This is a genomic window from Arthrobacter sp. MYb214, from assembly GCF_002979865.1.
Classification (GTDB): domain Bacteria; phylum Actinomycetota; class Actinomycetes; order Actinomycetales; family Micrococcaceae; genus Glutamicibacter.
Genome location: NZ_PCPZ01000005.1, coordinates 68,865 through 82,410 on the forward strand (window position 1 = coordinate 68,865; position 13,546 = coordinate 82,410).

Annotated in this window: 12 protein-coding genes; 1 reads left to right on the top strand and 11 read right to left on the bottom strand. The window is 59.3% G+C overall.

Annotated features, from left to right (window positions below; all coding sequences use genetic code 11):
* Window positions 1–6: 6 nt before the first annotated feature.
* The 5 genes from CQ012_RS13125 to CQ012_RS13145 all read right to left on the bottom strand — a co-directional run bounded on the left by CQ012_RS13125 (window position 7) and on the right by CQ012_RS13145 (window position 5,995).
* Window positions 7–1,071: an alpha/beta hydrolase gene (locus CQ012_RS13125; RefSeq protein WP_105662413.1), complete on the bottom strand. Its 1,065-nt coding sequence runs from the start codon at window positions 1,069–1,071 to the stop codon at window positions 7–9.
* Between the two features lie 131 nt (window positions 1,072–1,202).
* Window positions 1,203–2,840, bottom strand: coding sequence for a malate synthase A (aceB, locus tag CQ012_RS13130; RefSeq protein WP_105659181.1), 1,638 nt, complete (start codon window positions 2,838–2,840; stop codon window positions 1,203–1,205).
* A gap of 81 nt (window positions 2,841–2,921) precedes the next feature.
* Window positions 2,922–4,235, bottom strand: coding sequence for an isocitrate lyase (aceA, locus tag CQ012_RS13135; RefSeq protein ID WP_105659180.1), 1,314 nt, complete (start codon window positions 4,233–4,235; stop codon window positions 2,922–2,924).
* A gap of 527 nt (window positions 4,236–4,762) precedes the next feature.
* Window positions 4,763–5,365: a HutD family protein gene (locus CQ012_RS13140; RefSeq protein WP_105662414.1), complete on the bottom strand. Its 603-nt coding sequence runs from the start codon at window positions 5,363–5,365 to the stop codon at window positions 4,763–4,765.
* Window positions 5,366–5,374: 9 nt separating this feature from the next.
* Complete coding sequence (locus CQ012_RS13145) at window positions 5,375–5,995, bottom strand: nucleoside/nucleotide kinase family protein (protein WP_105662415.1); 621 nt, start codon at window positions 5,993–5,995, stop codon at window positions 5,375–5,377.
* Window positions 5,996–6,232: 237 nt separating this feature from the next.
* Here CQ012_RS13145 and CQ012_RS13150 point away from each other — a divergent pair, with 237 nt between their 5' ends.
* On the top strand, window positions 6,233–7,696 hold the full coding sequence (locus CQ012_RS13150) for a helix-turn-helix transcriptional regulator (protein ID WP_181148926.1): 1,464 nt from the start codon (window positions 6,233–6,235) through the stop codon (window positions 7,694–7,696).
* Between the two features lie 10 nt (window positions 7,697–7,706).
* Here CQ012_RS13150 and CQ012_RS13155 read toward each other — a convergent pair whose 3' ends face one another.
* The 6 genes from CQ012_RS13155 to CQ012_RS13180 form a co-directional block, all read right to left on the bottom strand.
* Window positions 7,707–8,369, bottom strand: coding sequence for an alpha/beta hydrolase family protein (locus CQ012_RS13155; RefSeq protein ID WP_105658615.1), 663 nt, complete (start codon window positions 8,367–8,369; stop codon window positions 7,707–7,709).
* Between the two features lie 53 nt (window positions 8,370–8,422).
* Complete coding sequence (locus tag CQ012_RS13160) at window positions 8,423–9,142, bottom strand: hypothetical protein (protein ID WP_286134682.1); 720 nt, start codon at window positions 9,140–9,142, stop codon at window positions 8,423–8,425.
* Between the two features lie 252 nt (window positions 9,143–9,394).
* The gene (locus CQ012_RS13165) at window positions 9,395–9,811 is read right to left on the bottom strand and encodes a GNAT family N-acetyltransferase (protein WP_105658613.1); all 417 of its coding nucleotides are present in this window, start codon (window positions 9,809–9,811) and stop codon (window positions 9,395–9,397) included.
* A gap of 9 nt (window positions 9,812–9,820) precedes the next feature.
* Window positions 9,821–10,408: a hypothetical protein gene (locus CQ012_RS13170; protein WP_146112965.1), complete on the bottom strand. Its 588-nt coding sequence runs from the start codon at window positions 10,406–10,408 to the stop codon at window positions 9,821–9,823.
* Window positions 10,409–10,412: 4 nt separating this feature from the next.
* Window positions 10,413–10,769, bottom strand: a complete 357-nt coding sequence (locus CQ012_RS13175) for a VOC family protein (RefSeq protein ID WP_105658611.1) — start codon at window positions 10,767–10,769, stop codon at window positions 10,413–10,415.
* Between the two features lie 150 nt (window positions 10,770–10,919).
* A complete protein-coding gene (locus CQ012_RS13180) occupies window positions 10,920–13,478 on the bottom strand; it encodes an ATP-dependent Clp protease ATP-binding subunit (protein ID WP_105662418.1) in 2,559 nt (852 codons plus the stop codon).
* Between the last annotated feature and the right edge of the window lie 68 nt (window positions 13,479–13,546).

Genomic DNA, 13,546 nt, shown 5'->3' on the forward strand with positions numbered 1-13,546 from the left:
GCCGCACTAGATGCCGGAAGGAACAATCCGGCGGATGCTGGAGGCCACCAGCGAATCACGCTGCCGGTTCTTGACGACCGCAAGCCATGAGCCCAACGCCATGTAGGCCTTGGAGCGGATCTTTGGCGAGGAGAGGAACACGTCGTGCAGCGCGCCGGGCAGGCGCACCAAATGCAGTTCCCGGCCTAGGTCGATGCTGCGCTGGGCGACGACCTGCACGTTCAAGGCCACGTCGGCGCGGGTGGCGGTGTCGTGCCAGCGTGGCAGCAAATAGTCTTCCGCCGAAAGCATCACCAGGGTGGGCATCTGGAGATCCAGCCCCTTCTTCACCTTGGCTTGCGCATTGAAGACTGCAGAGATGAAACCCGCGGTGAGCTTGAAGCCGTTGACCGGGCGCCAACCCAGATCGTAATCCCATTCGCCGGAAAACTGGCTGGAGACCGTGCGGGTGTAGAACCCTGGATCCACCGTCGGCAAGAAGCGGTGGGGGTTGCGGCTGCTGGCCGCCTGGACGATCCTCGCCAAGGCGGTGCGCCCGATCTCGCTGGCCTGGAATTCCAGCCACGGGCTGTTCAGCGCCAGCGCATCAACTTTCTGCGGGTTGGCTGCCGCATACAGAGAAGCGCTGAGCCCGCCAGTGGAGTGGGCGAGCAGGACAAAGCGGGTGCCCGGATGCGCGCTGGAAATGATGCGGTGGGCCGCGTCGAATTCCTCGAAGTACTCCTCCAGATCGGTGGTGAAGCCCGGGCTTCTGTGCTCGGCGATTTCGGTGGCCTGGTCTACCGGCAAGTTCCGTCCATAATGGCGCAGGTCCAGTGCGTAGAAATCCGCTCCGGCATCGGACAGGAATCCAGCCAACTCGGCCTGGAAGAAGTAGTCCGACCAGCCATGCACATAAAGCACCGCGATCCCGCGCAATGGCGGCGGCAGGCGCAGCGATCTGCGCGGACGGTGCCTGATCAACGTCGCGGTGGAACCGTCCGACATCGGCAGCGGCCGTTGCGAGAAATCCTCGCCCAGCAGATCGGGCTGCCACAGGTCCTCGGCCGGGTTCTTGAACTGGAAAGCCATGGCTACAGCCTAGCCACCGCACACGCAAAACGGCATCCACCCGCTGGACTGGTTACCAACGGATGAATGCCGCTTTGCGTGGCCGACGTTCAGGGACGACTGTTTTCTATCGGCCGGGTCTCGGGTACTGCCTAACCTGCCATTTCCAGGGTGCGGGCTGGCGCATCCAGGTAGCGCAGGTAGGCGTTCTTGGTCAGGAAGGTCGGGAAGTCATCGCGCAGGGCGCAAGCTTCGAAGATTTCCACGGCTTCCTCGAAGCGATCACCCTCGAAGCGCTCCAACCCCTCCATGGTCTCCTCGGCCAGTTCCTGGACCCAGCGACGGGTGATGATCTCGCCCTCATCGGTGATCGCCGACTGGTGGATCCACTGCCACAGCTGCGAACGGGAGATCTCGGCGGTAGCAGCATCTTCCATCAGGTTGCGCAGCGCCACAGCACCGTTGCCGCGCAGCCAGGACTCGATGTAGCGGATGCCGATCTCGATGTTGTCGCGGATGCCGCGTTCGGTGATCTTGCCGGTGACACTCTCGATGTTCAGCAGGGCCGGGCCGGAAACCTCGACATCTTCGCGGGTGCGCTGCAACTGGTTGGGGTTCTCGCCGAGCACCTCGTCGTACACCTCCCGGGCAACCGAAACCAGGTCGGGATGGGCAACCCAGGAGCCGTCGAAGCCATCAGCTGCTTCGCGGGCCTTGTCCTCGCGGACCTTGCCGAACGCCAGCTCGTTGATCGAGGCGTCCTTGCGGTTGGGAACGAATGCGCTCATCCCGCCGATGGCCGAAGCCCCGCGGCGGTGGCAGGCACGCACCAGCTGCTCGGTGTAGGCCCGCATGAACGGGGCGGTCATGGTCACGGTGTCGCGATCCGGGAAGACGAAGCGCGGTCCGCGGGAACGGAAGTTCTTGATAATCGAGAAGATGTAATCCCAGCGGCCAGCATTGAGCCCCGAGGAATGCTCGCGCAGCTCGTAGAGGATCTCTTCCATCTCGAATGCGGCGGTGATGGTCTCGATCAGCACGGTGGCACGGATAGTGCCGCGCTCGATATCCATCAGATCCTGGGCCATGTTGAACACGTCGTTCCACAACCGTGCTTCCAGATGGTTCTCCAGCTTCGGCAGGTAGTAGTACGGGCCGCGTCCGGCTGCCAGCAGGCGCTTGGCGTTGTGGAAGAAGTGCAGTCCGAAGTCCACCAGCGCACCGGACATCGGGGTGCCGGCAACCAGCAGGTGCTTCTCCGGCAGGTGCCAGCCGCGGGGACGAACCACGATGGTTGGCAGCTGCTGCAGATCGTAGCTGTTCAGCTTGTACTCGCGGCCATCCGGCGCGGTGAAGTCCAGGTCCTGATCCAGCACCCGGATCAGGTTGACCTGGTTCTTGATGACGTTCTGCCAGGTTGGCGAGGAAGCATCCTCCATGTCGGCCAGCCAGACCTTGGCCCCGGAATTCAGCGCATTGATAGCCATCTTGCGTTCGATCGGGCCAGTGATTTCCACCCGGCGATCTTCCAGCCCCGGAGCGATCGGGGCGACCTGCCATGAATCGTCTTCGCGAATAGCGCGGGTCTCGTCCAGGAACTTCGGATCGCGGCCATTGGCAATGCGCGCCCGGTTGACCTGGCGGCGCTGCATCAACTCGGCACGGCGCGGTTCGAATGCGGTGTGCAGGGCCGAAAGGAAGTCCAGGGCCTCGCTGGTCAGGATCTGCTCCTGGTAGCGAACGGGGGTAGCGGTAATGGTGATGTTGTTCAGGGTGATGGGGGAGTTCATGGCAGCGTCCTTAAAAATCTTGGAAATGGTGCTGGTGCTAGCCGGCGCCTTTGCCGGCTAGCACCATCGACCCATCAGGGTCTAATGGAATTGGCCTTCTTCGGTGGATCCCACCAAGGCCAGGGTTGAGGCGTTAGGGTTCAGCGCCGTGGAGATCGCATCGAAGTAGCCGGTGCCGACTTCGCGCTGGTGCCTGGTGGCGGTGTAGCCGGCGGCCTCGGAAGCGAATTCGCGTTCCTGCAATTCGACGTAGGCGCTCATGCCGTCCTTCGCGTAGCCGGAGGCCAGGTCGAACATCGAGTGGTTCAATGCGTGGAATCCGGCCAGGGTGATGAACTGGAAGCTGAAGCCCATGGCGCCCAATTCGCGCTGGAACTTGGCGATGGTCGCATCGTCCAGGTGCTTCTTCCAGTTGAACGACGGCGAGCAGTTGTAGGAAAGCATCTGGTCCGGGAAGTCCTTTTTGACCGCTTCGGCGAACTTGCGGGCCAGCTCCAGGTCAGGGGTGCCGGTTTCCATCCAGATCAGGTCCGAGTACGGTGCGTAGGCCTTGGCCCGGGCGATGCATGGCTCGATGCCGTTGGTGACCTTGTAGAAGCCTTCCGGGGTGCGCTCGCCGGTGATGAACTGCTGATCGCGTTCATCGACATCCGAGGTGATCAGCGTTGCCGCTTCAGCGTCGGTGCGGGCGATAACTACGGAAGGGGTGCCAGCCACGTCGGCGGCCAGGCGGGCCGCGTTCAGGGTGCGGATGTGCTGCTGGGTCGGGATCAGCACCTTGCCGCCGAGGTGGCCGCACTTCTTTTCGCTGGCCAGCTGGTCTTCCCAGTGGACGCCCGATGCGCCAGCGGTGATCATGGACTTCATCAGTTCGTAGGCGTTCAGCGGGCCGCCGAAGCCGGCTTCTGCATCAGCGACGATGGGGACCATCCAGTCTTCGACGGTCTGGATGCCTTCGGAGAACTCGATCTGGTCTGCACGCTGCAATGCGTTGTTGATGCGGCGCACGACCTGGGGAACCGAATTGGCCGGGTACAGCGACTGGTCCGGGTAGGTCTGGCCTGAAAGGTTGGCATCTGCTGCTACCTGCCAGCCCGAAAGATAGATGGCCCGAAGGCCGGCCTTGACTTGCTGCACTGCCTGGTTGCCGGTCAGTGCGCCCAACGCGTTGGTGTAGCCGCCGGTGGGGGTTTCCTCGGTGAGCTGCTTCCACAGCTTCTCGGATCCGCGTTTGGCCAGGGTGTGCTCTTCCTGGACCCGGCCCTGGAGCTTCACGACGTCGGCAGCGCTGTAGTCGCGGGTTACGCCGTTCCAGCGGGGGTTGTTTTCCCAGTCGCTCTCGATGGCTGCGATGCGGTTGTCGATCGAGGTTTCGTTGGTGTTTTCAGTAGTCATTGCCTTGGCTCCTTCGCACAAGCTGCGGGTTCATGTCGATCGGAAGGTGATCTTGTGAACTTCTTCGTGACAACTACTTTTCCGCAGGTGCGAGGGCTTCAACAGAGGTTTTTTGAATTAAGATTTTCACTTCTTCACAAAAATGGAAATTTATCGCTTCTTGCGCTGAATGTGAGTCAAGGCATGGAAATTAGCTGATATTGAATCAATCCCTAGCGAAGAAGAGTGAAATTTAACAGCAAGCCTGGATAAGGGCGAAGCCAAAGCAGACCGATTCCGGGGTCTGCGAGAATCGGCGGATCACTGATGAGCTGGGAATTTATGGAAACCGCAGGTGTTGATTCGCCACGGCAGGCGTTGTGCAGCAGGCCAAAAAACGTGAAGTATCAGAGTCTGGACTGGTAGCTGGCTTTTGCCAGATGGGGGCCTGGACTTGTCGCTATGGCCGATATTCTTGGCCGGCAGTGCAGTTTCTGAGTGCGAAGATTTATGGATCTTGCGATAATGGCTGATTGAGCCGGAACGGGCTAGGGCTGGTCGAAAGAAACCACAGCCATGAAACCGCGGCCGGAGATGCGTGGTTCACCGGCGTCAGAGCCAACGACGGTGTCACGCAGGTTCAGCGACTGTTCGCTGTCGCCGAGCAAGAGCTTGGCGGAGCCCTGGACCAAAAGGCCCAGTTGCCCATCAAAGAGGTATTGCTCGCGCTTTTTGGACAGCTCGACAATGCGAACGGTGGGTCGTACCTGCTCTGGAATGGCGGCCACGTGCACGATGAGCAGTTCTTCGGCGGGCTGGCTCGCCTGGACAGAATTTCTCGTTTCGAATTTCAACGGGCGCAGCGGTTCCAATCCGTGCTCTTGCCCGTCTACATCCAGCTGCACGAAATCGCCGGCGATCAACGTGAAGACTTGAGCCGAAGGCGACGGAGTGAAGGCTGCAGATTTCTCGATAGAGCGAATCGACAGTTGCCAGGTTGATTCCCGCAGTTCGCTGGACCACAACGTTCCGTCCTGCGCCAGAATGCCGCTCGCAATGAGCCGGACCTGCCCTAGCTCCCATTGCTTCTTGGTGCTTTGCGCCAATTCGAGAATGGAACCCGGTGCAAAAGATGCTTGTGCTTCGCTCATGGGACGAGTCTACTTGCCGATGACCAAGCGAAGTTGTTCAACTAGCTGGGATGTGGGCAGCGAGGCATCAAGAGTTATCCAACCGTGCACTTGCGCAAGACGCAGATACTCATTTCGACTGTCCCTGAGATACTCCATGCTTTCGTCGTCTTTGCCACGGGAATTGATCCGCTCAAAGGCAAGGATGGGGTCGATGTCGAGCAGGACAATTCTCGCGTGCTCGGTACTTTTCGCCGCAAGCCAGGGGAGAAGCAGTCCCGGAGGATGGCCACGTAAGCGCCGCAGCACTAATTGGCAATACAGGTGCCGGTCCATCACGCTGAGTCCGGGAGAGCGGGCCGCGAAAAGCATATTGCGGGCAACATTGAAGCTGCGAATGGAAGTTTCGAAGAAATCCTGGGTGAAAGTCGGGAACGTCATTCCCAGGGCGCGAGAGAATTTGGTAAGCCAGCTCCGCGCGGCGACGTTTGCGAGCCTACGAGCCTGAATGCGATCGTTGCGCAGCTGCTGTACTAAAGCTTCAATAGTGGTGCTTTTGCCTGCGCCATCGGTGCCGACGATGACCAAAGTCCGGGGTGGATCGTGGGCATGGCGCGGGGCCGGTAGGGGGCGGGTGGAGACTGCGTGCATGGTGCTCCTTGCTGGATCTCTTTGTAGTTTCAACGTTTGCGCTTCGCTGAAGATTCCGCAGAAAGGCTGTGCATTTGTTGAGAGTAGCTCGCCGGGGAAGCAAGGAAAGAACCGTGAATATTTGCTTCCGCGTCACTGCTGGGCGATTGAATTACGGGTTGAATCCGGAAGATCTAGAAATTTTCACGATCCTTGGCATAACCTTGTCATGTGACTGCAACCACATGGAATCGCTCAGTGAACTCAGCCGGCAATGGCGCTGGCAGCGAAGATACAGAACTCGACGCCATTGCTCTCGGCCGCAGAATCCGCTTTCTGCGCAAGGGCAAGCAACTGACCTTGGATGATGTCTCGGCGCTCGTTGACACCGCGCCGAGCCAGTTGTCGCTGATTGAAAACGGCAAGCGCGAACCGAAGCTATCGCTGCTTAAGTCCCTGGCTGGAGCCATGGGGGTTGGCGTCGACGATCTGCTGGGCACCGAACCGCCATCGCGCCGTGCTGCTTTGGAGATCGAATTGGAACGTGCCCAACGCGGTCCACTGTACGAGTCCTTGGGATTGCCTACCGTTCGTGTTGGCACGCGTCTGCCCATGGACGTCCTGGAATCCCTGGTGGGACTGCAGCATGAATTGGAACGCCGCCTGAACGAGCAGGCCGCGACCCCTGAAGAAGCCCGTCGGGCCAATACCGCGTTGCGCCATGAGATGCGCCAACGCAACAACTACTACAAGGATATCGAGCAGGAAGCCGCCAAAGTCCTCTCTGCAGTTGGCCACGATTCAGGGCCGCTCTCGCATCATCGTGCAGCAGATATCGCCGAGCATCTGGGATTCAGCCTGCGCTTTGTGGGCAATCTTCCGCATTCCACGCGTTCGGTGACTGACCAGAAGAACAAGCGTATCTATCTGACGCAGGCGAACCGCTCGGAACATGATCCTCGTTCGGTGTTGCTGCAGGCGCTAGGGCATCACGTATTGGGTCATAGGACTCCAACCGATTATTTCGATTTCCTCTCGCAGAGGGTCGCGACCAACTACTTTGCCGCGGCGTTGATGATGCCGGAAAAGTCCACGGTGGACTACTTGCGGCGAGCTAAGAACAACCGTGAGTTGGCCATCGAGGATCTGCGCGATGCTTTCGCCGTGTCCTATGAGTCCGCAGCCCACCGGTTCACCAACCTTGCCACCGAGCATCTGGGGATGACCTGCCACTTCCAGAAGGTCCACGAATCGGGCATCTTGCACAAGGCTTATGAGAATGACCGAGTGAACTTTCCAGCCGATCACACCGGTGCCATTGAAGGACAAACCATTTGCCGGTATTGGACAAGTCGCGTGGTCTTCGAGCAGATGGATAAGTTCCGTTCCTTCGAGCAGTACACCGATACCGTCAATGGGACCTTCTGGTGCACGGCGCGCACCGAGCGCCATTCCTCGGGACTGTATTCCTTGTCCATTGGCGTGCCTTTTGAGCATGTGAAGTGGTTCCGCGGGCGGGATACCAAGGAGCGCTGCCAATCCACCTGCCCGGACGAGAACTGCTGCCGCCGTCCACCTGCTGACCTATCCAGCCAGTGGTTCGGCAATGCGTGGCCGGCTACGCGCGCCAATACCCACTTGCTGGCGGCCATGCCAACCGGAGCCTTTCCCGGAGTAGATGAAACCGAGGTCTACCGATTCCTGGAAAAGCAGGTGGACTAGGACCGTTGGACTATGCGATGTGCTTGGAGATGAAGGCAAGAGCAGTTTCCGCCAGCCACGCGCCATCCTGGGCAACGGTGCGGCCGGAGCGGGCTACCTTGAAGGAATGGTTGCCACCTTCGAACCAGGAAAGTTCGCTGTGCTCGTTCAGCTTGCTGGCGACTTCTTCCATCTTTTCGGGGTTGGCAAAGGGATCTCGGGTGCCTTCGAGGAAAAGCATCGGCACCGCAATCGGGTAGAGATGCTCATCGCGTAGCTTCTCTTCCTTCTTAGGCGCGTGCAACGGGTACCCCAGGAAGATCAACCCTGCCGAGGGCATGCCCTCGGCAACTGACAGGGAAGCGATGCGCCCGCCAAAGGACTTTCCTGCCGTGAAGATTGGCAGGCCTTCAGCCAAGTGTTCTTCAACCCAACGGCGGACCTGGTGCCACACTGCGACCGCCGCTGGCGCTTTGTCGGGAAACTTCTTTCCAGCATCCATGTAGGGGAAATTAAAACGCAGGACGCTGGCACCCAGATTCGCAGCGGCTAGCGCAAAGCCGGCCATGAAGTCATGATCCTTTCCAGCACCTGAACCGTGTGCGAGCACGATGACGGCCTTCGCCGCCTTTGCTCGGTCCCAGAGCGCGCTGAGTTCCAGGTCTTCGTATGGAATGGAGAGTTCTTGGGTCATAGGTACCACCCTAGGGGCTGAGGGCCCATCAACTGATCATGAAAGGAAATGAACTACATTTCCCAGTCCTTGCGGAGTGCCGTATCGGTGTCATCGCCATTTCTGGCCAGTACCGTCAGCTTTTCAACTTTTTCGCCGGTTGCCGCACGCTCGTTGATCTTGAGCATCATATTTCCCGAGACGAAGATCGATGCGGGCATGTCGTATTCGCCGTCGATCCATGGACCGTCTGCGAGGGTGACGACGAGTTCGCCAAGCGCAGGCGACTCGACTTTCTCAACGTAGGCGTGGGGGTCAGCGGGCAGGCATGTGCGGTAGATTTCCAGCTCAGTGATTTCAGCGCCGCATAGGGATTTGTAGGTATCGTTCATGGCGGACAGCCACTGCGTGTACTTTTCCGAGGCCCAGGCTTTGCGGTCCTCGGGATCGGCACCAGTACGAGCCCGGGTGAAAGTTCCTGAGTTATTGCCGTCTTCAGTAGCGAAGGTGACAGATTCCAATTCCGGCGAGGCCTCGCCTACGCTTTCGAACATGATTCGGCCCATCATGCGCAGCTCATCCTCGTTGGTTTCGTAGCTTTCCCGCATCTGGGTTCCAAACTTCATGCTGTTATCCAAGAAGATATTGATGGCACCAGGTGCTGGAGATTCCCAAGAAGTCATTAGGTTGTAGGGATACAAGAAGCCTTTGGTGGACTTGATGCCAGAGTTTTCTTTCCACATCTCAATTTTGGAATCTGCCCAGGCCTGTCCCGAATTGGCGTTGGCGTCCAACTCCGCGGGTCCAGGCTCGGGGGCGGTTTCACCGGGTTCACCGGTTTCGGCCGCGGGCTGTGCCGCCGGAGTGGAGCCAGCGACGGAAGCCGCCGTCGAATCGGCTGGCGCTGCTTGTTCGGGAGCTGCATTGCACCCTGCTAGAAGCAAAGCCAACGATGACAGGGCAATGACCGAACGGGTGCGCAAGAATAACTCCTCATTATCGATGAATGGTCAGTCTATACAGGCCAGGCAGCGAAGGGAGAGCTGTTACGAGAATTTGGCAAAGGTCCGGATCGCACCGGGACGGAAATCCGACGCTTCCGTGAGCCCCATGGATTCGTAGAAGGCACGTTGCCCGGGTTCATCATCGGTGATCAGGACCAGCTGACGCACATGCTCATATTTCACTAGTACGGCAGAGAACAAAGCACGGCCTACGCCGGTGCGATGCGTAGATGGACGCACCAGGATGTCCTGGACGTAGCAGATGGTGGCATTATCCGAGACCACGCGCACAAGGCCGATTAACTGGTGGTCTACGTCGTAGGCGTAGATTACGCATGCTGAATTCTTCAGGCCTTCGAATAGTACGTCTGGGTTGTCTGTATAGGCGCTCCAGCCCACCGCGTTGTAGAGCGAGAGTATTTGTTCCTCGGAAGGCACCTTAGTGGTGGAGAGTTCCATCGAGTCCTTTTACTGTTGCGGGGAAACCGAAAGGATCTCTGCGTTGCCCAGCAACGGATGCTTCACCAGTTCTGTTTCCAATGTGTGGATGATGGCTTGGGCGGAGTCGCCGTTGTAAACGAACACCGGGCCATCATGCCGGTAGTAGACATCCTCATGCCATCCGATTTCGCCGTCACCCAATGCATGCTGCAGGGCCCTGACTGTTGGCTCCAGATCCGATTCCGATTCGGCCCCAAGCCTGGTTCGAAGCAAAACGTACTCGCTGCCGCCTACTTCGGTGCGTTGTCCATCAATAATCAGCCAGGAACCATGCCCCAGTCCTCCATCGATGAGCGAAGAGAGCAATTCGGAAAACAGCTTCTTCGGTTCGGGGGTGGCCACTTCAAGGTTAATGTCGCTGGAGATCGGCTCCTCAGCCGCGTCCAATGTGGTCTTGGCGCTGATGATGATTCCGGAAGACTTGTATTTGGGCAACAATGTATCGAGCAGGCCCGCCTCATGATCTTTGCGCAGGCGTTCGGTCATCGGCTGGGCAAAATGGATCTGCACCCGGTGAGTCGAAGCCTCCGATGATTTCCTGGCGAACAGCGACATGTCCTCAGTCCTCGTGTGGGTCGGAAATGCAAAAGACGATTCCGTAAGGATCGCGCATAATGGTCCAGCCAAAAGTGGGATCTTCGGTGTGGTCCTCAACGCGTGTTGCGCCAGCAGCCATGCAACGGGTGACTTCCTGCTCGCGGCTGGTGCTTGCTTCCAAGTCGAGATGAACCCGGTTCTTGCCGGCAGTGATCTCATCAACTTTTTGGAACCCCAACCGAGCGCTGAAGCCAGGGACGCTGATCATGGTGAACCCCGGGTACTGGCCCAGATATTTCCCGCCCAGAACAGCCCTCCACCAAGCCGAGGCAGCTTTCTCGTCAAGGGCATCAAGGGTGATCATTCCAATGTTCGCCATGCAGTCAAAGGTACCGGGAGTCTTCCTGCTTAGCTAGAGGTTGACTGCATTTCTGCCGCTGACTAGCGCACTTTCTAAGTGAAGAAAAGGGGCTTGCTTGGCCGGGACGGAAGTCCCGACCGAGCAAGCCCCTTTATGGGCTATGCCGGCCTAGCTATCGAAGTAGTTTGGCGCGTGCTCGTTGTGAGCAGGTGGAGTCGGCATCTCGACTTTCTTCTGCACCTTCAGCATGCCAGCGGCGTAGTCCACCGAAACGGTGTCACCAGCGGCAAGCGAATCACTGATCAGCAGGTCGGCAATGGCATCCTGTACCTTCCGCTGTACCAGCCGGCGCAGCGGGCGAGCACCGAACTCGGGGTCGTAGCCTTCGTTTGCCAGCCACTGTACGGCAGCGTCGCTCACCTCCAGCTTCAGCTCCTGGTCCACCAAGCGAGCTTCGGTCTCGGCGATGACCAGCTTGACGATCTGGCCAATCTCGGACTGCGAGAGCTTGGAGAACAGCAGTACCTCGTCCAGCCGGTTCAGGAACTCTGGGCGCATGAACTCGCGTACCTTGCCCATGACCTTGGCCCGGATTTCTCCAGCCTCACTGGTGGCATTGGCGGAGGTGAAACCGAAGTTTCCGGCCTTGTTGGCCAAGTACTCGCCGCCGAGGTTGCTGGTCATCAGGATCAGCGTGTTGGAGAAATCGACAGTGCGCCCGGCTGAGTCGGTCAACCGGCCGTCATCGAGTACCTGCAGCAGCACGTTGAACACGTCCGGGTGAGCCTTCTCGATTTCATCGAGCAGCACGACCGAATACGGGTTGCGGCGGATCTTCTCGGTCAGCTGGCCGGGCTCGTCATGGCCGATGTACCCCGGAGGTGCTCCGATCAGGCGCGCCACGGTGTGCTTCTCACCGTATTCGCTCATATCGACTCGAACCAGCGATTCAGCCGAACCGAAGAGGTTTGCAGCCAGGGCCTTGGCCAGTTCGGTCTTTCCGACGCCGGTGGGACCCAGGAAAAGGAACGAGCCGATGGGGCGACCTGCTGGCGACATTCCGGTACGGTTGCGACGCACGGCGCGTGCCACAGCGGCAACGGCATCGTGCTGGCCGATGACCGAAGCATGCAGGGAATCTTCCAGCGAAGCCAAGCGTGCCTTGTCATCTCCCGAGATGCGCGAGGTGGGGATGCCGGTGGATCGGGAGATCACTTCCGAAATCTGCTTCTCATCCACTACCCGGGTGACCCCTGCATCGCCGGCCTCCTCAGCAGCCTTGATGCGCGCGGTCATCTCCACGATGTGGTCACGCCATGCGCCAGCTTCTTCGAATCGTTCCTCGCCGATAGCGCGTGACTTCTCACGCTCGGCGTCTACCAATTCGGCACGCAGGGACTGCACATCCTCGGCATCTCCGGCAGCGATGGACCGCCGGGCACCGGCGATATCGATCAAGTCGATGGCCTTGTCAGGAAGCTGGCGGTCGTTCAGGTAGCGGGCAGAGAGCGTCACCGCGGCCTTGAGCGCTTCGGGGGTGTACTGCACCTGGTGGTGATCCTCGTAGGATTCGCGCAGGCCGTCCAAAATGGCCAGTGCAGTTTTCTCCGACGGCTCGGCGACAGTAACCTTGCCGAAGCGCCGAGCCAGCGCGCTGTCCTTCTCCACCTTGCGGAACTCATCGAGCGTAGTGGCGCCGATCATGTGCAGCTCGCCACGCGCCAAACGCGGCTTGAGGATATTTGCGGCGTCCATATTGCCGGACTCGCCAGAGCCTGCACCGACCAGCAGATGCATCTCATCGATGAATATCAGCACCTGCCCTTCGGCTGCGGCTACCTCGTCGAGCAGGCCGGTGAGCCGCTGCTCGAAATCTCCGCGGTAGCGGGTTCCGGCGAGCATGCCCGGAAGATCAATGGAGATCAAGGCCGCATTGCGCAGTTGGGCTGGTACCTGGTCATCGATGATGGCGCGGGCCAGGCCTTCGGCAATGGCGGTCTTGCCCACGCCGGCCTCGCCAATCAGCACAGGGTTGTTCTTGGTGCGACGGGCCAGGATTTCAATAACCTGATCCAGTTCCTCCTTGCGTCCGATCACCGGATCAATCTGGCCGTCGGAGGCCAGCAGGGTCAGATCGGTTCCGTAGCGTTCGAGCATGGACACGTCGGACTCGGAATCGGACTGGTTCTGGGTATCGTTTTGGCCACGCTGGGCCTGCTCCATGGCGGCTTGCTGCAAGGACTGGCTGGTGATGCCGTGCTGCGCCAGGAGCTGGCTGACCGGAGATTCCGGGTTGAAAACGAAGGCCAGGAAAAGATGATCAGGATCGATGTAGGTCGAACCGTAGTTACGAGCAACCTGATAGGCGTCAAAGAGGCTGCGCTGAGCTGCCGACGATAGGTGGGATGGTTTCTCGCCCTTCTCCTGGGACTTGGGCATGCGCGCGATGGCATCTGCACTCAAAGCCTCGATGTCGATACCCATGGCGGTCAGGTGCTCGCCGACTGGTTCGGTGCGCAGCAGAGCCATCAGGAGGTGCAGGGAATCAATCTCGTCGTGGCCATGCTCCTGGGAAATCGCTGCCGCGGTGGCTACCGCTTCGTGGGTGCGGGCGGAAAGCAGGCGCGTGAGGTCGATGGGACGTGCTGCCTGGGCACGTGAAGACAGGAATCGAGAGAGGAATTCCTCAAACGAGCCATCTGACGGTGCGCCGAAAAATGCTGGCAAGTGAGCCTCCTAATAGAAACTTGAGCGGTCTATGCTCATGTTCAACGCATATGGCGCGCAGATATTCC